We start from the raw sequence: 19764 nt of genomic DNA on the forward strand, positions 1-19764 counted from the left end.
CCCGGACCCTACTGGGCGGTACCGGGGTGTCAATGCCCGAGCGCGTCGTCCCCGTCCGCGCCGGACGTGATCACGTCGGACAGGACGTGGAGCGCCAGTGCGACGGTCTTCGGCAGACCGTCGGCGTCCCGTCGGAATTCGCGCCACAGCCCGAGCAGGCGGTGTTCCTCCGGTGTCAGCTCGACCGGTGCCGGGGCGTCGTCGTGCTCGGCCCGGTGCCCGTCCTGGGTCTCCGGCGTCGACGGCGGCTCGGGGACCGGCGCGGGCTGGGGCTCCTTCGCGCGCGTCAGCGCCTGGCTGACGCCGACCGGGTAGCGGCGGAGGTGGTCCTCGTCCTCCGGTGGGTTCGGGCCGAACTCGGCCACCGCGTCCAGGGACAGCCGTTCGATCACCGGGCGCAGCTCCAGCCGGTCGAGCCAGCGCTGCGGGAGGCGCCGCGCGCCGAGGGCGGCGCCCAGGATGTTGCCGCACACCGCGCCGACCGAGTCGCTGTCGCCGCTGTGGTTGACCGCGATCCGCAGGGCCAGTTCGACGTCGTCGCCGGCGACCAGCGCCGCGCACACGGCCATCGCCAGGGTCTCCTCGCCGACCCAGCCCAGCCCGAGGCGCGCCTCCACCTCCTCGGGGGTGGGAACGCCGTCCTCCGCCACCCGCAGGGCTCCGCGCAGCGCGCGCACGGTCTCCTCGCGGCCGTCCCATCCCTCCAGTTCGGACAGTGCACTGTGGACGGCGTCCACGAGCGGGACGTCCCGCAGCAGCTCCCACACGATCACCGCCATGGCTCCGGCGGAGAGGTAGCCGCTGGGGTGGGTGTGGGTGATCGCGGCGAGGTCGACGCCGAGCCGGAACGCCTCGGCCCGGTCGCCGGTCGCGAACGCCGCCGGGGCGGCCCGCATGACCCCGCCGCAGCCCTTCGAGTTGTTGATCGTGTTCGTGACCGACCCCGGCGGGTTGCCGGCCGCGAAGTGTCGCAGCGCGGAGATGCAGGTGTGGCCCGGCGCGCGCCGCTGGAACAGCCCCGCGTTGGCGATGAGCCAGCCGTCCGGCTCGGGGTGGGTGGCCAGGAACTCGCCGGCCACCTCCGCCCACTCCTGGCCCTGGGTGTGCAGCCACCGCTGGTAGGCGTGCTGGATCTCGCGCAGCGTGTGGTCCTCGCCGGTCAGCCGCCGGCGCAGGCTCGCGCGGATCAGCCCTTCCAGCGTGAAGAGCGTCATCTGGGTGTCGTCGCTGATCGAGCCCGCCGGCCGGTAGGCGTCGACGAAGTCGGTCAGGCCCCGCTCGCCGTACTTCTCCCTGATCCTGGGCAACGGGTCGAACTCGACCGCGTAGCCGAGCGCGTCCCCGACGGCCCCGCCGAGAACGCAGCCCAGCATCCGCTCCGCCCGGTCAGGCTTGTCCTGTGTGGACGCTTGAGCCGCCGTGGGCGCCGGCGTCGCGGTGGCGACGGCGGCCGGGACGACCGGGGCGGGGGCGGGGGAGAAGCCGTCGTACCAGGCGGGGTAGCGGCGCAGCCACCTCTCGTCCCGCGGCGGGGTGCTGCCGAACTCGGCGGCCGCGTCCCGCGCCAGTTCCTCGATGACCTCGCGGAGTTCCAGCTCGGCCAACCAGCGCTCGGGCAGGCGCCGCGCGCCCACCCTCGCTCCGACGATGGTGCCGCAGATCGCGCCGGTGGAGTCGCTGTCGCCGCTGTGGTTGACCGCGATCCGCAGGGCCAGTTCGACGTCGTCGCCGGCGGCCAGGGCCGCGCACACGGCGATGGCCAGCGCCTCCTCGCCGACCCAGCCACCACCGAGGTGCTGTTCGATCTCCTCCGGCGCGGGGACGCCCCGCTGCGCGAGCTGGAACGCCCGGTTCAGGGCCGTCGCCGTCTCCTCGTGCCTCGGCCAGCGCCGCAGCTCCGCCATCGCCGCCCACAGGGCGCGTTCCAGCGGCTGGTCCCAGAGCAGTTGCCGGACGACGACGGCGAGCGCCCCGGCCGGGAGGAACCCGCTCGGGTGGCCGTGGGTCAGGGCGGCCACGGCCGCCCCGACGTGGAAGACCTCGGCCAGGTCGGTGCTCCACAGCGCGGCGGGCGCGGCGCGCATGACCCCGCCGCAGCCCTTCGAGTCGTTGGCCGGACGGGAGAAGGTGGCCGGGACACCGGTGCGCGCGAAGGCGTCCAGCGCGCGCAGGCACGTCTTGCCCGGCTCCCTGCGCCGGAACAACCCGGCCTCGCGCACCAACCAGCCGTCGGGCTCAGGGCAGTCGGCGTGGAACGGCCCAGCCGCGTGCTCCCACGGGACGTCCTGGGTGTGCAGCCACCGCTGGTAGGCGTGCTGCACGGGAGTCAGGTGGTCCCGCTCGCCCCGCAGCCGCCGCGCGACGTTCGCCCGCACGAGACCGTCCACTGTGAACAGTGTCATCTGGGTGTCGTCGGTGATCGCGCCGCGCCGGCCGAACGCCTCGGCCGGCGCGTCCGGCCCTCCGGGGCCGAACCGCGCGCGGATCTCGGCGAGCGGCGCGAACTCCACGGGCGCGCCGAGCGCGTCGCCGAGCGCCCCGCCCAGCAGGAGGCCGACAACCCTGTCTTCCCAGCTCGTCGTCATCACCACGCCGGGTAGCGTCGCAGCCAGTCGGCGGACGTGGGTGGCTCGGGGCCGAACTCACGGACGGCGTCCCTGGCGAGTGTCTCGATCACGTCCCGCAGCTCCAGGTGCTCCAGCATGGCCGGGGGGAGCGCCCCTGGGCCGTGCACGGCGCCGACGATGTTGCCGCAGATCGCGCCGGTGGAGTCGCTGTCGCCGCTGTGGTTGACCGCGACGACCAGGGCGTCGGCGACGGTGTCGGTCGCCAGGGCGGCGCACAGGCCGATCGCCAGTGCCTCCTCGCCGACCCAGCCCCCGCCGAGCCGCTCGGCGAGCTGCTCCGGCGTCGGCCGACCCCGTCCGGCCAGCTCCACCGCGTGGTCCAGCGCCCTGAGCTGTTCCTCGTGGCCCTCGCGCGTCACGAGCAGGGAGCGGGCCACCCGCACGGAGGAGGGCAGCGCCACCCCGCGGACGAGCTGGTGCACGATCACCGCGAGCACGCCGGCGGACAGGTACCCGCTGGGGTGGCCGTGGGTCAGCGCCGCCGTCCGCGCGGCCAGGTCGAACACCTCGTCGGGGTCCTCCGACCACAGCGCCACCGGGGCGGCGCGCATGACCCCGCCGCAGCCCTTCGAGTCGTTGATCTTGTGGGAGGGGGAGCCCGGCTCGTCGGTGCGGGTGAAGAGGTTGAGCGCGGCGAGGCAGGTGCTGCCCGGCGCGCGCACCGCGAACAGCCCCTCCTGCTGGACGAGCCAGCCGTCCGGCCGCTCGGCCCCCCGCGCGAAGGAGCCGCCGGCCTTGGCCCAGTCGGCGCCCTGCGTGTGCAGCCACCGCTGGTAGGCGTGCTGGATGACGCGGACGTCGTCCTGGTCCTGCCGACGCCGGCGGACGTGCGCCCTGATCAGCCCCTCCAACGTGAACAGGGTCATCTGCGTGTCGTCGGAGATCTCCCCGCCCCGGCCGTGGGAGAGGTCGAACTCCGTGATGCCGGCGTCGCCGTAGCGCTGGCGGATCTGCTCGATGCTGAGGAACTCGACCTCGAAACCGAGCGCGTCGCCGACCGCGCCGCCCAGAATGCTGCCGACGAACCGTTCTCCCAGGTCGAGAGTGGTGGCGGGGGACGGTGGTGCCGGTGGTGCCGGCGGCTTCTCCATGACCTGCGTCCGCGCCTGGTCGATTGCTGCCGGTGCCGGTGCCGGTGCCGGTGCTGGTGCCGGCGTCGGCGCGGGAGCGGCTGCGGGTGCGGGTGCGGGTGCGTTGGGCGGGGGACCGGCGGGTGCGCCGTCGTTGGCCGGCGGCTTCGGCTCGCCGGCCAGCTCGGGCGACGTGGCGGGGGGCGCCGCGTCTGCGGGCGGCAGAAGCTGGGTCGGCGCCTCCGCCTCCTGCCGTTGACGCTCCGCCAGCGCCCGCTCGTAGGCGTCGGCGACCTCCGCGCCGGAGACGCGGACCGACGCCGGCTGACCGGGGTTGACGCGCAGGTCGGCGGACCGGAGCAGGGAGAGGACCTCCCCCGCCGAGACCTGCCGGGTCTCGCCCGCCTCCGGCGGGACCAGGTCCGCCGAGGTGAACACGGGCACGGCCGGCAGGTCGGCCCCCTCCTCCGCCGGCGCGGCGATCCGGAGATCCGGCGCGGAGACGCGGTCAACGGGCACGACGAAGTGGTGCCGCAGCAGGGCGTTGACCAGGGCAGACGGGTGCAGGTACTCGGCGGCGACGAGCTGGACCACCTGTTCCAGCTTCGTCGTCGGCTCCGGCCACCCCCGGCTGCGCGGCGAGGGCCGGTGGTCGGGGTTGGGGTGGAACTCGTGGGTGACCTCGCCGTGCTCGTCCACCCGGTAGCCGCCGACGTACCCCCAGCTCGGGATCTCCTCGTCGTAGTCCTCGAAGAACGGGTCCGCGACGTACAGCCAGCCGTTCGGCGCCTGCCGGGCCTGCTCGCGCGCGGCCTCGCTGAGCACCGGCCCCTGCGGGGTGGACGGGGACCTCGCCTCCGTCGCCGCGACGATCTGGGCTCCCCTGACCACGACCGACGGCTCGTAGCCGGGGTTGAGCCGCAGGTCGGCGCGGCGGAAGAGGTCGACGAACTCCCCGACCCTGCACCGGTAGACCCCGGCTCCGGCCGGCGGGCGGAGGTAGGACGTGTACGCGAGCACGACCGGGGGGTTGTCGCTGTTCTCGGTCTCCACCGCCGCGACCAGGCCGCCCCGCTCGTTCTGCCCCCGGATGAGCACGAGGATCTCGTCCTCCAGCAGGGCCTCGACCAACGCCGACTCCGGGCTGGCGCCGCTGGCGACGGCCTGGATCACGCGCTCCAGGTCGTTGGTCGGCGACATCCTCGGCGGAGGGGTCGACGTCGGGCGCTCGGGTTTCGGTTCCGCCAGCGGGCGGTAACGGGGGTTGGCGACGTACTCGCCGGTGATGTTCCCCTGCGCGTCGACCCGGTAACGGCCGATGACCGCCTCCGCGGGGACGCCCCGTGAGGTGTCGTAGGCGGGATCGGTGACGAGCAGCCAGTTGTTGGGCACGGCACGGGCGCGCCGTCGCATCTCCGGAGTGATCTCCGGTTGTCGGTGCTGCCGCATCTCCACTTCCCCTGCGCTGACGTCCTGGCCTCCAAACCCTAGGCATTCCCGGATCGGCGGTCGACGGACGGTGCCGCTTCCCCGGTCCACCCTCGTCACGCGCTCCGCGCGTCCGCGGTGCGGGTGTCCCGTGTCGGTTCCGGTGCCGGACCGCCAGGACGGTTGTTCCTCGTTCGGTCGTGCCGTCCACGTGGGACGGCGCGGATCCGGGACGAGGCCGAGGGAACACTACGCGGCCCCGCCGCCCCCGACCCGGTCTGTCCAACGTGGACAGTCGACGAGGTGTCGTCGTGCCCAATGGGGACGTTCTGCCGAGCCAGGCTCTCCGGTGAGGTGTCACCGCGCTTCTCGATGTTCCGTCGTCGGCGTTCCATGACTTCGAGACGGAGGGCCTGTTCTTCTGGTGTCAGTGTGGGGAAGGGAATGCGGTGCTCCCTGACCCGTTCGTCGTGGCCGGGCGAAACCGGATTTCCGGGGACGTTCCGTTCCCTTCGGCGCCGGCAGCGGTCTCCTGATCTCGCAGGAGGAAGGGCTTGAGGTCGTCGTCCAGTCCACCCGGCGGATGCTGCCAGCCGCGCGCCTCCGGCGAGGGGCGTTCCGGAGTCGCGGACAGGCCCTCGGGCACCTCGGTCACGTCCAGGCGCGTGGCCTGTTCCTCGGGCGCCGTGTCCGACAGCGGGACGTGGTACTTGCTGATCACTTCGTCGTGGCTGCCCTCGGCGGGCGACGAGCCGCCGCCGTCGTGGTCCGTGCGCGTCGACTGCTGCTTCAGGTACTGCGTGATCTCGTCGGCCGGCAGGGTCAGGCCGGGGCGCGTGTCCGGGTTGAGCCGCAGGAGGGCGCCGGTGCGCTCGCGGAACAGGGCCGCCACGTGGATGTGCAGGACCGCGGCGCCGGCCGGGACCCGCTCGGGCGAGGTGTGGCCGAACAGCGTCGGGTGCCCGTCCTCGTCCGAAATGAGCAGGTGGTCCGGCTTCTCGGGGAGTGCGCGCATGCGCAGTGTGGCGCTGGCGAGCGCATGGAGCAGGTCCTGGGAGGAGCCGTATCCGGTGGCGGCGAGTTCGAGTGCGCGTTCGAGGTGGTTGGTGGGCTGGGGGAGGCCGAGGGTGCGGGGTCCGGGTCGGTAGTCGTGGTTGGGGACGTAGCCGTGTTCGTCGATGTGGCCGTCGGGGGTGGTGGGGTAGCCGCCGCGGATGGCCCAGGGTGGGACGTGGCCGTGGGGGTCGGGGATGTCGGGGTCGATGACGTAGATCCAGCGTCCTGGGTTGGCGAGGGCGTGCTGGCGCATGCCCTCGGTGACCGGAGGAGGCGGGAGCTGGTGTTCGTTCATCGTGACCGTTCGGTGTCGGGTGGTGGGCGCGCCGTCGGCTTCTCCCACTCTCCCGCTCAGGGGATCGGATACCGGTCGATCCAGTCCGGCGTGTCGGGGGCTTGTGGCCCGAACTCGGCGCAGAGGTCCAGCGCCATTCGTTCCACGACGTCGCGTAGTTCCAGTGCCTGCCACCAGGAGGCGGGGACGATGGCCGGTCCGTGTTCCAGTCCCATGAGTTGTCCGGTGACCGTGGCGGTGGCGACGATGTCGCCGGAGTGGTCCGTCGCCATCCGCATCGCGCTCTCGAAACTCCGCGACCGGACGTTGGCGGAGCAGAGCGCGACCGCCAGCACACCGGGCGCGAGGCGTGGGTCGGCGACGTCCTCCAGTTCCTGTCGCGTCGGATCGCGGTGTTCGGTCGCCCGCATCAGTTCGGCGGTCGCCCCCAACGTCCTCACCGTGTTCTCGCTGCCCATCCGCTTGCGGATGTGCCCGATCGTCGTGGCGAACGCGCGGAGGCGTGGCTCGCCAGCGAACAGGTTCCTGGCGGTCAGCGCCATCACGACCGCGGGGAGGTATCCGTCGGGGTGGCCGTGGGTGAGGGACGCGACGCGGGCGACGAGGTCGGCGTGCCGGGTTCCCGCCTCCCGCCAACTCGGCTGCTCGCCGACCCTCTTCTCCCAGAAGAGCGCGAGTGGCGCGGCGTGGGTGAGAGCGCCGGCGTCACGTGCCTCGTTGACGGGTTCCTTCCGCTGGCCCAGGTGTTCGAGTGCGCTGGCCTGGTGACAGGCTGCCATGACGGTGGTGGTCGCGGAGCGTCGGGCGAACAGGCGGCGTTCGGTGACCAGCCAGCCGTCGGGCGTGTTCGGGGTGTCTGTGGTGCGGGCGTCGTCCCAGGGAACACCTTGAGTGTGCAGCCACCGTTGGAACGCGTGGTGGATCGCGCCGACTGCGTCGTCCTCTCCGGAGTGGCGCAGCCGGGTGTGGGCGCGGATCAACCCCTCGGCGGTGAACAGCGTGAGCTGGGTGTTCTCGGAGATCTGGAGCGTGGAGGTGTCGCTGCCGGCGGCCAGTCGTTCTTGGGTCTCCTCGAAGGACGTGGCCGCGACTGAGCGGCCGATGGCGTCGCCCATGGCCCCACCGAGCATCATGCCCAGGATGCGCGCCCGGTTCTCGTGCAGCCGGGCTCCTCCGGTGGGCACCGGCAGGGGATAGGGGGCGACGTACTCGTCCTGGCGGTGCGGGGGAAGCTCCCTTTCACCGCTCACAGCGTCATACCGTTCGAGGTAGTGGAGGAACCTCGCGTACTCCACGGAGAGCCCCGTGGGGCTCGACCGGCGTCGCCACTCGGCGAGGGCCGCCCGCTCCGTCGCGTCGAGTTCCCCCGCGAATTCGCCGCTCATCCGGTTCGCTCCCTCATCGCCACAGGTAGTGCTCGACCGGGCGGCGGGAGCGGTCCGGGGTCGAGAAGGTGTACCCGAACACGGCTGTCACGTCGTGGGCGACCTTGTCCACCAGGAACCGGAGATCGAGCGGTTCCCACCACTGCCAGGGGATTCCGACGACGTCGTGCTGCGCGCCCATGAGGCTTCCGCACAGGGCCGCGCTGTAGTCGCTCCGACCCGAGTGGTTGGCCGCCATCACGACCGCGTCGGCGTAACTGTCCGGGCAGGACAGCGCGGCGCAGACGGCGATCCCGAGGGCCTGCTCGGCGGACTCGCCGGACCCGAGGCGTTCCTCGATCCGCTCCGGCGTCGGCCGATCTCCCGCGGCGAGGCGCACCGCCTCGTCCAGCGCCGCGAGGGTCTCCTCGTGCCCTCGCCAGACCCGGAGGTGTTCCCTCGCCTCCTGGATCGCGGCAGGGAGGGACTCCTGGCGGAGCAGGACATGGCAGATCACGGCGAACGCGGCCGCCGACAGGTAGGCGGTCGGGTGGCCGTGGGTCAACACCGCGAGTTCGGCGGCGACGCGGAACACCTCCGACGGCGAGTCGGACCACAGCGCCACCGGGGCCGACCGCACCGCCGCGCCCGCGTCCCTGGCGTTGTTCAGCGGGTGGTCGAGGCTGCCTCTCCTGTTGTTCTGCCCGAACTCGCGCAGCGCCGCCAGGCAGGTCGGGTTCGGGTTGCGTCGCGCGTGCAGAGCCGGCTCACGCACGAGCCAACCCGAGGGTTCCTCGGGCACGAGACGGCGCGTGGGTTCGGGCCACAGGTCCCGCCAGGGTGTCCCCTGCGTGTGGAGCCAGCCCAGGTAGGCATACAGGGGCATGGTCTGACGGGCGATGACGGGGTCGCTCTCCCGCGCCGCGTCGTAGGCGGTGATCAGACCACTCACGGTGAACAGGGCCATCTGCGTGTTGCTCGTCGCGTGGTTCACGTGCTCGCGAAAGCCGCCTGGGTCGACGAATCCGTCCGGCCCGTACTTCTCCCGAATGGTCGCGAGGTCCGTGAACGCGATCCGGGCGCCCAAGGCATCACCCACCGCGCCGCCGAGCAGGCACCCATGAAAGCGATAGGCGAACCTGGACCGCTGAAAGGACGCGTCCTGCTCGGGAGTGGGCGCCTCGCCCTCGCCCTGTCCACCGGCGCTCGCGGCGTCGGACGCGGGGACCTCGTCAATCCCTCGCCGGCGCACCTCCTCGCCGAGCGCGGAACGGGCGACGTCCAGCAGGAACGGCTCGGCGTCGGGGTGCACCCGTTCCCCGTCGCGCCAGAAACGCCGCCACAGGGCGAGGAACCTCGCATCCTCGCCGCTCTTTCCCGTGCTCTGAGGTGACTCCCCTCCACTCTGCGCAAAGGGGTATGGGTCCTGCCCGTCATTTCTGGTGGGAGCGTTCCGGCCCTCCATCTCCCTTCGGAGGGGCCGCTCGTCGGGCGGCGACGGGTAGGGCCTTTCGTGCTCCCTGATCAATTTCTCGCGGTCCACGTCGGCAACCTTCGAATCGCTCTCCCGCTCAGGGGATCGGATACCGGTCGATCCAGTCCGGCGTGTCGGGTGCCTGTGGTCCGAACTCGGCGCAGAGGTCCAGTGCCATCCGTTCCACGACGTCGCGTAGTTCCAGCGCCTGCCACCAGGAGGCGGGGACGATGGCTGGTCCGTGTTCCAGTCCCATGAGTTGTCCGGTGACCGTGGCGGTGGCGACGATGTCGCCGGAGTGGTCCGTCGCCATCCGCATCGCGCTCTCGAAGTCGTGGTGGAGGTTGCCCACGCAGATCGAGATCGCCAGGACGCCGAGCGCCGAGGTCGGATCGGCCAGGTCCTCCAGCTCCTGCCGGACGGGCAGGCGGTGGGAGGTCGCACGCAACAGGTCCCGCGCGGCGGCGACAACGCCCACGGTGGGTTCGTGCCCCTCCAGCGTGGCGAGATGATCCGCCGCGACCGCCGTGGAGCGGAGGAGCCAGTGCCCGGAGAACAGGTCCCTGGCGGTGAGGGCCATGGCGGCGGCGGGGAGGTATCCGTCGGGATGGCCGTGGGTGAGGGACGCCGCGCGGGCGGCGAAGTCGGCGTGTCGGGCTCCCGCCTCCTGCCAGGACAGGCGTTCACCGCTCTTCTCCTCCCAGTACAGGGAGAGCAGGGCGGCACGGGTGAGCGCGCCGGCGTCGCGCGCGTCGTTGATCGGCTCTTCCGGCGAGCCCGTGCGCTCCAGGGCGCTGGAGCGGTGACACGCGGACATCGCGGTGGCGGTGCTGGAGCGTCGGGCGAACAGGCGGCGTTCGGTGACCAGCCAGCCGTCGGGCGTGTTCGGGGTGTCCGTGGTGCGGGCGTCGTCCCAGGGAACACCTTGGGTGTGTAGCCACCGTTGGAACGCGTGGCGGATCGCGCCGAGTGCGTCGTCCTCGCCGTGACGTCGCAGCCGGGTGTGGGCGCGGATCAGTCCTTCGGCGGTGAATAGCGCGAGCTGGGTGTTCTCGGAGATCTGGAGCGTGGAGGCATCGCTGTCGGCGGCGGCCAGGCGTTCCAGGGTCTCCTCGAAGGACGTGGCCGCGACTGCGCGGCCGATGGCGTCACCCATGGCTCCACCGAGAAGCATCCCGAGGATGCGGGCGTTGTTCTCGTGCAGCCGTTCCCCGCCCGTGTGCAGCGGCAACGGGTAGGGAGCGACGTGGTTCTGTTGGCGGTGCGGGGGGAGTTCCCTCTCACCGCCCACCGGGTCATACCGTTCGAGGTAGTGGAGGAAGTCCGCGTACTCCACGGAGAGGCCTGTCGGGCTGGTGCGCCGTCGCCACTCAGCCAGGACGGCGCGCTCCGTCGCGTCCAGTCCACCTGTCTCCGCACTGCCGCTCATCTGTGCTCTCCACCCTCACCGCGGGTACCGTTCGATCATTCTTCTGTCGTGCCCGTGTCGACGGGAGAACACGGTGAACGCGCTCCGGGCGTCCTTGGCGATCTCCTCGACCAGGAACCGGAGATCGAGCGGTTCCCACCACTGCCAGGGGATTCCGGCGACGTCGTGCTGGATGCCCATCAGGCTTCCGCACAGGGCCGCGCTGTGGTCGCTCCGACCGGAGTGGTTGGCGGCCAGGACGACAGCGTCCGTGAAACTGTCCGGACGGGCCAGCGCGGCGTGGAGGGCGATCGCGAGGGCCGAGTCGGCGGACTCCCCGGAGCCCAGTTCGGTCTCGATCTCCTCCGGCGTGAGCGCTCCCCGCTCGGCGGACTCCGTGGCCCTGGTCAGCGCCGTGAGGGTCTCCTCGTGCCCCGGCCAGTGACGAGCTTGGTCGACGGCCTCGCGAACCGCGTCCGGCAGGGACTCCCGGCGGAGCAACGCATGGCAGATCACGGTGAACGCGCCCGCCGACAGGTACGCCGTCGGGTGCCCGTGGGTCAGGACCGCGAGTTCCACCGCCGCGCGGAAGACCTCCGTGGGAGAGTCGGACCAGAGCGCGATCGGGGCGGAGCGCACCAGCGCGCCCGCGTCCTTGGCGTCGTTCAGCGGCGCGTCGAGCGTGCCCCTCCTCCCTGTCTGCCCGAAAAGACGCAGGGCGGCGACGCAGGTCGGGTTCGGATTGCGTTCGGCGTGGAGGGCGGGCTCGTTCACGAGCCAGCCGTCCGGTTCCCGTGGAAGCAGCTCGCGTTTGTCCTCCGGCCACAGGTCCCGCCACGGTGTCCCCTGTGTGTGCAGCCAGCTCAGATACGCGTACAAAGCCGCGGTCCTGCGCGCGGCGTCAGGCTCGCGCCGGCGAGCGAGATCGTATGCGCCGATCAGGCCACTGAGCGTGAACAGGGTCATCTGGGTGTTGCTCGTCGCGTGGTCCACCCGCTTGGGGAAGGGGCCGGGGTCGACGAATCCCTGAGGTCCGTGCTTTTCCCGGATGGCCGCGATGTCCATGAAGGCGATCCGGGCGCCGAAGGCGTCGCCGACCGCTCCGCCCAGAAGACACCCGTGAATCCGGTCGAGAAACCGGGAACGACGGAATTCCTCTTCCTCCTCGGGGGTCGGTGGCGGGGCCTCCTCCCGTGGCTCGGCCTCGGTCGCCTCCGCCGCCGAGATCTCGTCGTACCGGGCCCGGTACGCCTGCTCGCCCAGGGCGGCACGGGCCACTCCCAGCAGGAACGACCTGGCCTGGGGCTGGACGGGTTCCCGGTCGTTCCAGAAACGCCGCCACAGGGCGAGGAAGCGCGCCTCGGCCCCGTCGTCGGGAAGCTGGCCGGGGTGGGGCCGTGACGGGTTTTCGCTGTTCATCGCCGCGCTCATCCTATCGTCGCGTCCGTGTCAGGCGTGGGTCGGCCACCCTCGGTCATCCGCCGAGGACGTCGAGGAGACCGCCACCGCCGGCACGGTGGCCCGCGCCGGAACGAATGGCTTCGGCCAGGTGCCTGAGCCCTGGGGGCTCGATCTCCCTCAGTGTGATCTCCGGCTGGAACGGGCCGTGCCACACGACGTCCGCGACACGGAAACGCGCCCCGGGGCCGATCAGGCGCTCCATCTCCCATTCGAAGCCGCTGAAGACCGAGATGTCCACCGCCGACCTCGACTCGATCGTCAGCGTGACGTTTCCCCGGCGTTCGATGTCTCCGAGGCTGGTGCTCATGAATCCGTGGTCCGTGTAGGTGCTGCCCTTCTCGAACTTCTTCATGAAGTCGTCGAGATCGTCCAGCCTGACGGGGATCTTTCGCGTGAGGAGGTCTTCAGGCCTGTGCGCCATGTCGTTCGGTGTGCGTGGCCAGTTCCCCACCGAGGACGTCGAACCCCTCAGCCACCTGTCTCCCCCGCGTCCGCACCGGACGTTCCGTCGCGTCCGCCCGGTCCACGTCGCCCCCACGGCGTCCGGACCGGGCGACGACCAGCGGCGCGCCCACCGGACGGACAGTCCCTCAAGGACAGTCCACAGTGGATACCACGTCGCGTCGCGCGCGTGCCGCTGGTCGTTCTCCGTTCGGTGCGGCACTCTCGCACATGGTGATCAGTGACGCGGGGTGTTCGGGTGAAACGGTGCTGTGAGGACGGACATAGCCGCCGGACGGACGAGCCCGTGCGGACGCGGGCGCCGGTGGGCGCGGGCCGCGCAGGGGAGGCGGCCCGCGCCGGCGCGGCTCAGCCGATGGTCGTCGACGTGAGCGCGGGGTTGGGGTTGGGGAAACAGGACACGGGCGCGTTGACCGGGAAGACCGCGACCTGGATGGTGGCGGTGAAGGTCAGGCCGGGGGCGTCGTAGCCGGAGCCGGCGAGCCGGGACTCGATGGTCCCCTGGGCGCCGGCGGTGAGGCCGAGGTGCAGGGTGGGCAGCTCGATGTCCGCGCCACCCTTGATCGGCCCGGGGATGGTGACCACGATGTCGGAGCCCTGGTGGGCCACCGACGGGGTGCTGTTCAGCCCGGCCCCGCCGGAGAGGCTGGCCGAGGCGTAGCTCGCGTTGGCCGGCACGGCCACCCTGAGCTGGACGTTCCTGACCTCCTTGACCGTGTAGCTCCCGACGGTCCCCGGGATCTTGTTGGGCGCCGGGTCCAGCACGACGGTCAGGGCGCCGCCGGGGGCGACGGTGGCCGGCGCGCTGGCGTCGAGCGGCTGGGTGAGGGTGAACTCGGCGGTCCTGCCGGCGGCGCTGCCCCGGCACTGGTAGGTCACGGTCGTGGTGGCGGCGGCCGGGACGGCCAGCGCGGCGACCGGGACGAGGGCGAGTGCGGTGGTGAGGAGGCCGCGCACGGCGGCCGTGGTGGTTCGTCTCATGATGTCCCGCTCCGTAGTGCTCCCCGAGGTACGGCGGCGGCAGACCCGAGTGTTACTCGCAGGTAACCCCGCGCCAATCACCCGTTGTGAGCAAAGCGGGCACGCGGCGGCGCGCGGTCGGCCCAACCTGGCCGCCGGCCGCGACACCCGGTGATCATCCGAGGGGCCTCGGGGTGGTCACGGGGGCGACCGGCGGTGGCGGGGCGGACCGCGCGCCGGGGATGCCGCGCGCGGACGCGGGGCTCGGGCTGGGGTGAGGCCCCGCGCCCGCGCGCGGCGGGACTCGGATCAGGCGTAGCGGGCCGTCATGGACGGCTCCGCCGTCGCGTAGCGCTGCACCACCAGTTCCGCCACCTCCGGGTCGGGTCCGAGCGGGTCCGCCACCACCGCGCGCGGGTCCGCCGCCAGCACCTGCTCGCGCACCCGGTCCGGGAGCAGCCCCGGCGCCAGGAACCACGAGCCGAGCGCGATCCGCCGCGCGCCGCGCGCCCGCAGCCGCTCGACCGCGGTGGCGACGTCCGGCGCGGCCGCCGCGGCGAAGGCCGGCTCCGCGCCCGCCCATCCCGCGCCGTCGGCCCACCGCCGGGCCACCTCGGCCACGACGGCGTTGGCCGGCGGGTGCGACGAGCCCGCCGCGGCGAGCACGACACCGAGGTCGGGGTCGCCGGGGCGCGCGCCCGCCGCCGCCAGCCGCCGCAGCGCCGCCGACTCCAGCCGGGGGTCCGGCCCGAGCACGTCGGAGACCAGCACCTCCAGCCGGGGGTGGCGGGAGCGCGCCTCGGCCACCACGGCGGGCACGTCGACCCGCGCGTGGTAGGCACTGCCCAGCAGCAGCGGCACGACGACCGCCCGCCGACACCCCTCCCCGGCGACGGCGGCGAGCACGTCGCCGAGCCGGGGAGCGGACAGGTCGAGGAACGCCAGCCGGACGTCCAGACCCGGCCGCAGCGCCCTGACCACCTCGACCAGCGCGGCCACGTTGGCCGCCGAGCGCGAGTCGCGGCTGCCGTGCGCGACCGCCACCAGGGGAACTGCCGTCCTCACACCAGCCCCCCGAGGCCGCGGGCCCGCAGGACCCTGCGCTCCACCGGCCGGAAGGCCAGCAGCTCCACGCCCACGCCCACCAGCAGGATCAGCAGGATCGCCGCGATCACCTGCGGCATGTCGCTGAGCGCCTGCCCGTTCTGGAGGAACGCGCCGAGGCCCAGGCCGAGCTGGGGGGACACGGCGATCAGCTCGGCGGCCATCAGCGACCGCCACGAGAACGCCCACCCCTGCTTGAGCCCGGCCAGGTAGCCGGGCAACGCCGCCGGCAGCAGGATGTGCCGGGCGGAGTCCCAGCGGCCGGCGCCCAGCGCGGCCCCCACCCTCGGCAGGATCGGCGGGATCTGCTCGATCCCGGCGACCAGGCCGTTGGTGATCGAGGGCACCGCGCCCAGCAGCACCACGAAGTAGATCGCGGCGTCGTTGATGCCGAACCACAGCACGGCCGCCGGCACCCAGGCCACCGACGGCAGGCTCTGCAACCCGGTGACCAGCGGCCCGATCGCCGCCCGCACCGGACGCACCCTGGCCAGCAGCATCCCGAACGGCGTCGCCACGACCACGGCGACGAGGAAGCCGATCACCGCCCTGTGCACCGAGGTCCACAGGATGCCCACCGCCTGGCCGTCGCGGACCGCCTCCCACACGACGTCCCACACCGCGACCGGCGCCGGCAGCTTGTACTCCGGCCACAGGGCCGAGGCCCACAGCGCCTGCCACACCGCGACGAACGCGACGAGGGCGAGCAGCGGGGGCAGCGCCGCCGCGAGCACCCGGCGCCACCCCCGCCGCCCCTGGACGGCCGGTGCCGGCGCGTCGAGCGCGTCCAGCCCGGCCTCGACCGTGGCCAGCCCCGGGTCCCGCTGACCGGGCAGGGCCGGCTCGTCCACCACGTCAGGCCGAGGCATGAGTGCTGATCACCTCCCGCAGGCGGGCGTTGATCTCCTCCACCGCGGCCAGCTCGTCGGCGCCGCGCAGCCCGTCGACGGACCACTCGCGCACCACCCGGCCCGGCCGCGAGGACAGCAGGACCACCCGCTGCCCCAGCCGCACGGCCTCGCGCACGTCGTGCGTCACGAACAGCACGGCCGTGCCGGTGGCGCGCCAGATCCGCAGCAGCTCCGCCTGGAGCACGTCCCTGGTGATCGCGTCCAGCGCGGCGAACGGCTCGTCCATCAGCAGCAGGCCGGGCTCCCCGTCGTCGGTCGCGCCGAGGGTGGAGGCCAGCGCGCGGGCCAGCGCCACCCGCTGGCGCATGCCGCCGGACAGCTCGTGCGGGCGCTTGTCGCCGACCTCGGCCAGCCGCACCAGCTCCAGCAGCTCGCTCGCCTTGGCCCTGCGCCGGTCCCTGGGGACCCGGGCCAGTCGCAGCGGCAGCTCCACGTTGCGGGCCGCCGTCAGCCACGGCAGCAGCGCGGCCTCCTGGAACATCACCGCCGGGCGGGCGGTGTGCGTCACGACCTGGCCGGAGCTGGGGCTGTCGAGCCCGGCGACCAGGTTCAGCAGGGTGGTCTTGCCGCAGCCCGAGGCCCCGAGCAGGCACACGAACTCCCCGAGGCCGACCCGCAGGTCGACCCCCTCCAACGCGGTGACGGCCCGCGGGCCGTGCCCGTAGGACTTGTGGACGTCGGTCAGCCGCACGGCCACGCTCGCGGGGGACTGCGGTGGTGCGATCTCCAGTGTGGCGGTCATCCCGGCCTGCCTTCCTGAGAGTGGATGCTGGTCCCTGCGGCTACTTCTGAAGTCCTGCGGCGTCGGCCCCCGGCTTCCCGGCGGCGGCCAACACCGTGTTGAGGGGGCGGAGGTCGGCGAACCCGGCCAGCTCCGGCGCGGTCCTGGTGACGCCGGCGGTCACCCCGTCCTTGGCCAGCCTGGGGAAGGTGCGGGCCAGCGGGTCCGTGGTGAGCTGGATGTTGGTGAACGCGCGGTCGAGCACGGGCTGGCTCAACGCCTTGCCGGTCAGCTTCTCCAACTGCTTGTTCACCACGGCCCGCGCCTCGGCCTGGTTGCCCGCCGCCCACTCGGTGGCGGCGAGCTGGCCCCGCAGCAGCGCCTCCACCGTCTTCGGGTGCTCGCGCAGGAACTGGGTCCGCACGATCAGCACCGTGGTGGGGAACTGCCCGCCCTCCCACAGGTCGCGCTCGTCGACCAGTACCTGGGCGCCGGCCTCCAGCACCAGCCGCGAGGACCACGGCTCGGGCAGCCACGCGGCGTCGACCTCGCCGCCGCGGAACGCCTCCAGCGTGCGGGGGTTGTCGGCGTTGGTGACGCGCACCTTGTCCGGCCCGTCGCCGATGGCCAACCCCTTGTCCGCCAACCACTTCTTCAACGCGACGTCCTGGGTGTTGCCGAGCTGCGGCGTGGCCACCACCCGGCCCCGGAGCTGCTCGGGCGCGGTGATGCCCGGCTTCACCACGAGCTGCGCGCCGCCGGAGGTCGCCCCGGCCACCAACCGCACGGCCTCCCCCTCGGACTTGGCGAAGGCGTTGATCGCCGGGCCCGAGCCGATGAACCCGGCGTCCAGCGATCCGCCCAGCAGCGCGCTGACCTCCTCGGGGCCGGCGTTGAAGGTCTGCGTCGTTAGCTTGGTCGACCCCAGCTCCCTGGCGAAGAACTCCTTGTCCACCCCGATGAGCGCGGACGCGTGGGTGACGTTCGGGAAGTAGCCCAGCCGCAGTTCGGCGGCGGGCCCCCGGTCCGACGCGGCGTCCGCGCTGGGGCCGCGGTCCGCACGGGAGCACGCGCCGAGCGTCGTGAGCAGGGGGACGAGGGCCAACACGGCCAGGACGGCGCGGGTGCGGCGAGGGGGACGCGGGGCGGCGGCCAGACGCACGGGATCTCCTTTACGGGCCGGGGGAGACGAGGTCGCGACGGGTGTCCATGACGGGGAGCGGCGCGCCGACCAGGCCCGCGGCGACCGTGCCGCCGTCGGTCTGGTCGATCACCAGGAACGCGCCGGTGCGGGGCAGGTCGGTGTAGGGGTCGACGGGCAGCGGCTCGGCGGTGCGCAGCGCCACCCGCCCGATCTCGTTGAGCGCCAGGGACCGCGGCGCGTCCGAGACGGACAGGGTCTGCTCGTCGAACAACGCGGTCAGCTCGGTGACGATCGCCGGCACGGTGCGGGTGCCGTGCTTGACGAGCACCCGCGCGCCGGCGCGCAGCGGCTTCTCACTGAGCCAACACAGGGTCGCGTCGAGTTCGTCGGTCACCTCGGGGGGCGCGCCGCCGGCGATCAGGTCGCCGCGCCCGATGTCCAGGTCGTCGGCGAGCAGCAGGGTCACCGACTGGCCCGCGCTGGCCTCGGCGAGCGGGCCGTCCGGGGTGTCGATGTGCTCCACCCGGCTGCGCAGGCCGGACGGGAACACCGTGACCTCGTCGCCGGTCCGCACGACGCCGGAGGCGACCTGGCCCGCGTAGCCCCGGTAGTCCGGGTACTCGGCGGTGCGCGGCCGGATCACGTACTGCACCGGGAACCGGAACGGCGCGTCGTGCGGGTCCTCCCGCACCGGCACGGTCTCCAGGTGCTCCAGCAGGGTCGGCCCGACGTACCACGGGGTGTGTTCCGAGCGGTCGACGACGTTGTCGCCGAGCAGCGCGGACACCGGCACCGCCTGCACCGCGCTCTCCTCGTAGCCGAGCGCGGTGACGTGGGCGGTGAAGTCCTTGGCGATCAACGCGAACGTGGTCTCGTCGTGGTCGACCAGGTCGATCTTGTTGACCGCGAGCACCAGCCGGGGCACGCCCAGCAGCGCGAGCACGGCGGCGTGCCGGCGGGTCTGCTCCACCACGCCCTTGCGCGCGTCCACGAGCAGGATCGCGAGCTGCGCGGTCGACGCGCCGGTGACCGTGTTGCGGGTGTACTGGACGTGTCCCGGGGTGTCGGCGAGCACGAAGGAGCGGCGGGGCGTGGCGAAGTAGCGGTAGGCCACGTCGATGGTGATGCCCTGCTCGCGCTCCGAGCGCAGGCCGTCCACGAGCAGCGACAGGTCCGGAGTGGACAGACCACGGTCCACACTGGCCCTGCGCACCGCGTCGAGCTGGTCGGCCAGCACCGACTTGGTGTCGTACAGCAGCCGGCCGACCAGGGTGGACTTGCCGTCGTCCACGCTGCCCGCCGTGGCCAGGCGCAGCAGGTCGGCCGAGCCGTGTGATCGTTGACGGTCCATCAGAAGTAGCCCTCCCGCTTCCGGTCCTCCATGGCGGCCTCGGACAGCCGGTCGTCGGCGCGGGTGGCCCCGCGCTCGGTGAGCCGGCTGGCCTGCACCTCGGCGATGACGTCGGCGACGGTCCTCGCCTCGGACTCCACGGCTCCGGTGCAGGAGCCGTCGCCCACGGTGCGGTAGCGGACGGTCCGTTCCTCGACGACCTCGCCCTCGCGGGGCCCGCCCCACGGTCCGGAGGTCAACAACATCCCGTCGCGCCGGTACACGTGGCGGCGGTGGGCGTAGTAGATCGACGGGAGCTGGATGCCCTCGCGGGCGATGTAGCGCCACACGTCCAGCTCGGTCCAGTTCGACAGCGGGAAGACCCGCACGTGCTCGCCCGGCCGGTGCCGGCCGTTGTAGAGGTTCCACAGCTCCGGCCGCTGCCGGCGCGGATCCCACTGGCCGAAGGCGTTGCGCAGGCTGAAGACCCGCTCCTTGGCCCGCGCCCGCTCCTCGTCCCTGCGGCCGCCGCCGAACACCGCGTCGAACCGCTGCTCGGCGATGGTGTCCAGCAACGGCGTGGTCTGCAACGGGTTGCGGGTGCCGTCGGGCCGCTCGGTCAGCCGGCCGTCGTCGATCCAGTCCTGCACGCGCGCGACCACCAGCCGGGCGCCCAGCTCCTCGACGAGGGCGTCGCGGAACTCCAGCACCTCAGGGAAGTTGTGCCCGGTGTCGACGTGCAGCAACGGGAACGGGATGGGCGCCGGCCAGAACGCCTTGCGGGCCAGGTGCACCAGCACCGTCGAGTCCTTACCGCCGGAGAAGAGGATCACCGGCCGGTCGAACTCGCCGGCCACCTCGCGGAAGATGTGGATCGCCTCGGACTCCAACGCGTCCAGGGCGGCCCCGGCCAGGTCCGGCGGCGTGTCCACCGTGTCCGTGCTCATGA

At 72.9% G+C, this 19764-nt stretch carries 15 protein-coding genes; all 15 read right to left on the minus strand.

Going from position 1 to position 19764, the window contains the following annotated elements; translation table 11 throughout:
• Positions 1 to 29: 29 nt before the first annotated feature.
• Positions 30 to 2585 (minus strand): ADP-ribosylglycohydrolase family protein, encoded by a 2556-nt coding sequence (locus LX15_RS22795; protein ID WP_301305102.1) that lies wholly within the window; start codon positions 2583 to 2585, stop codon positions 30 to 32.
• Positions 2585 to 5146 carry a type VII secretion system-associated protein gene (locus LX15_RS22800; RefSeq protein ID WP_253671678.1) on the minus strand — a complete coding sequence of 854 codons (2562 nt, stop codon included), beginning with the start codon at positions 5144 to 5146 and terminating at the stop codon, positions 2585 to 2587. Before LX15_RS22800 ends, LX15_RS22795 begins: the two co-directional genes overlap by 1 nt.
• Before the next feature lie 406 nt (positions 5147 to 5552).
• Entirely contained in the window at positions 5553 to 6476 is a 924-nt protein-coding gene (locus LX15_RS22805; protein ID WP_253671679.1) for a type VII secretion system-associated protein, read from the minus strand.
• Between the two features lie 56 nt (positions 6477 to 6532).
• Positions 6533 to 7861 carry an ADP-ribosylglycohydrolase family protein gene (locus LX15_RS22810; RefSeq protein ID WP_253671680.1) on the minus strand — a complete coding sequence of 443 codons (1329 nt, stop codon included), beginning with the start codon at positions 7859 to 7861 and terminating at the stop codon, positions 6533 to 6535.
• A gap of 13 nt (positions 7862 to 7874) precedes the next feature.
• Entirely contained in the window at positions 7875 to 9152 is a 1278-nt protein-coding gene (locus LX15_RS22815) for an ADP-ribosylglycohydrolase family protein (RefSeq protein WP_253671681.1), read from the minus strand.
• Positions 9153 to 9411: 259 nt separating this feature from the next.
• Complete coding sequence (locus LX15_RS22820; protein WP_253671682.1) at positions 9412 to 10743, minus strand: ADP-ribosylglycohydrolase family protein; 1332 nt, start codon at positions 10741 to 10743, stop codon at positions 9412 to 9414.
• Positions 10744 to 10758: 15 nt separating this feature from the next.
• Positions 10759 to 12141 (minus strand): ADP-ribosylglycohydrolase family protein, encoded by a 1383-nt coding sequence (locus tag LX15_RS22825; protein WP_253671683.1) that lies wholly within the window; start codon positions 12139 to 12141, stop codon positions 10759 to 10761.
• Between the two features lie 55 nt (positions 12142 to 12196).
• Positions 12197 to 12721, minus strand: a complete 525-nt coding sequence (locus tag LX15_RS33225; RefSeq protein WP_253671684.1) for an ADP-ribosyltransferase — start codon at positions 12719 to 12721, stop codon at positions 12197 to 12199.
• A 272-nt stretch (positions 12722 to 12993) separates the two neighbouring features.
• On the minus strand, positions 12994 to 13626 hold the full coding sequence (locus tag LX15_RS22835) for a cyclase (RefSeq protein WP_253671685.1): 633 nt from the start codon (positions 13624 to 13626) through the stop codon (positions 12994 to 12996).
• Positions 13627 to 13914: 288 nt separating this feature from the next.
• Positions 13915 to 14670, minus strand: coding sequence for a sirohydrochlorin chelatase (locus LX15_RS22840; RefSeq protein WP_253671686.1), 756 nt, complete (start codon positions 14668 to 14670; stop codon positions 13915 to 13917).
• On the minus strand, positions 14667 to 15578 hold the full coding sequence (locus tag LX15_RS22845; protein ID WP_253671687.1) for an ABC transporter permease: 912 nt from the start codon (positions 15576 to 15578) through the stop codon (positions 14667 to 14669). Before LX15_RS22845 ends, LX15_RS22840 begins: the two co-directional genes overlap by 4 nt.
• Entirely contained in the window at positions 15565 to 16362 is a 798-nt protein-coding gene (locus tag LX15_RS22850; RefSeq protein WP_253671688.1) for an ABC transporter ATP-binding protein, read from the minus strand. Before LX15_RS22850 ends, LX15_RS22845 begins: the two co-directional genes overlap by 14 nt.
• Before the next feature lie 40 nt (positions 16363 to 16402).
• Entirely contained in the window at positions 16403 to 17497 is a 1095-nt protein-coding gene (locus LX15_RS22855; protein ID WP_301305106.1) for an ABC transporter substrate-binding protein, read from the minus strand.
• A 16-nt stretch (positions 17498 to 17513) separates the two neighbouring features.
• Positions 17514 to 18836 carry a sulfate adenylyltransferase subunit 1 gene (locus LX15_RS22860; RefSeq protein WP_253671690.1) on the minus strand — a complete coding sequence of 441 codons (1323 nt, stop codon included), beginning with the start codon at positions 18834 to 18836 and terminating at the stop codon, positions 17514 to 17516.
• Positions 18836 to 19762, minus strand: coding sequence for a sulfate adenylyltransferase subunit CysD (gene cysD / locus LX15_RS22865; RefSeq protein ID WP_253671691.1), 927 nt, complete (start codon positions 19760 to 19762; stop codon positions 18836 to 18838). The genes LX15_RS22860 and cysD overlap by 1 nt, the downstream gene beginning before the upstream one ends.
• Positions 19763 to 19764 lie beyond the last annotated feature (2 nt).

The organism is Streptoalloteichus tenebrarius (genome assembly GCF_024171885.1).
In the GTDB taxonomy this organism is placed as follows: Bacteria; Actinomycetota; Actinomycetes; order Mycobacteriales; family Pseudonocardiaceae; genus Streptoalloteichus; species Streptoalloteichus tenebrarius.

Bases quoted from the DNA above. Each gene is read 5' to 3' on its own strand.
- LX15_RS22800 (WP_253671678.1), bottom strand. From the start codon at position 5,146: ATGCGGCAGCACCGACAACCGGAGATCACTCCGGAGATGCGACGGCGC.
- LX15_RS22845 (WP_253671687.1), bottom strand. From the start codon at position 15,578: ATGCCTCGGCCTGACGTGGTGGACGAGCCGGCCCTGCCCGGTCAGCGG.
- LX15_RS22850 (WP_253671688.1), bottom strand. From the start codon at position 16,362: ATGACCGCCACACTGGAGATCGCACCACCGCAGTCCCCCGCGAGCGTG.
- cysD (WP_253671691.1), bottom strand. From the start codon at position 19,762: ATGAGCACGGACACGGTGGACACGCCGCCGGACCTGGCCGGGGCCGCC.
- LX15_RS22835 (WP_253671685.1), bottom strand. From the start codon at position 13,626: ATGAGACGAACCACCACGGCCGCCGTGCGCGGCCTCCTCACCACCGCA.
- LX15_RS22860 (WP_253671690.1), bottom strand. From the start codon at position 18,836: ATGGACCGTCAACGATCACACGGCTCGGCCGACCTGCTGCGCCTGGCC.
- LX15_RS22820 (WP_253671682.1), bottom strand. From the start codon at position 10,743: ATGAGCGGCAGTGCGGAGACAGGTGGACTGGACGCGACGGAGCGCGCC.
- LX15_RS22795 (WP_301305102.1), bottom strand. From the start codon at position 2,585: ATGACGACGAGCTGGGAAGACAGGGTTGTCGGCCTCCTGCTGGGCGGG.
- LX15_RS22810 (WP_253671680.1), bottom strand. From the start codon at position 7,861: ATGAGCGGCGAATTCGCGGGGGAACTCGACGCGACGGAGCGGGCGGCC.
- LX15_RS22825 (WP_253671683.1), bottom strand. From the start codon at position 12,141: ATGAACAGCGAAAACCCGTCACGGCCCCACCCCGGCCAGCTTCCCGAC.
- LX15_RS22805 (WP_253671679.1), bottom strand. From the start codon at position 6,476: ATGAACGAACACCAGCTCCCGCCTCCTCCGGTCACCGAGGGCATGCGC.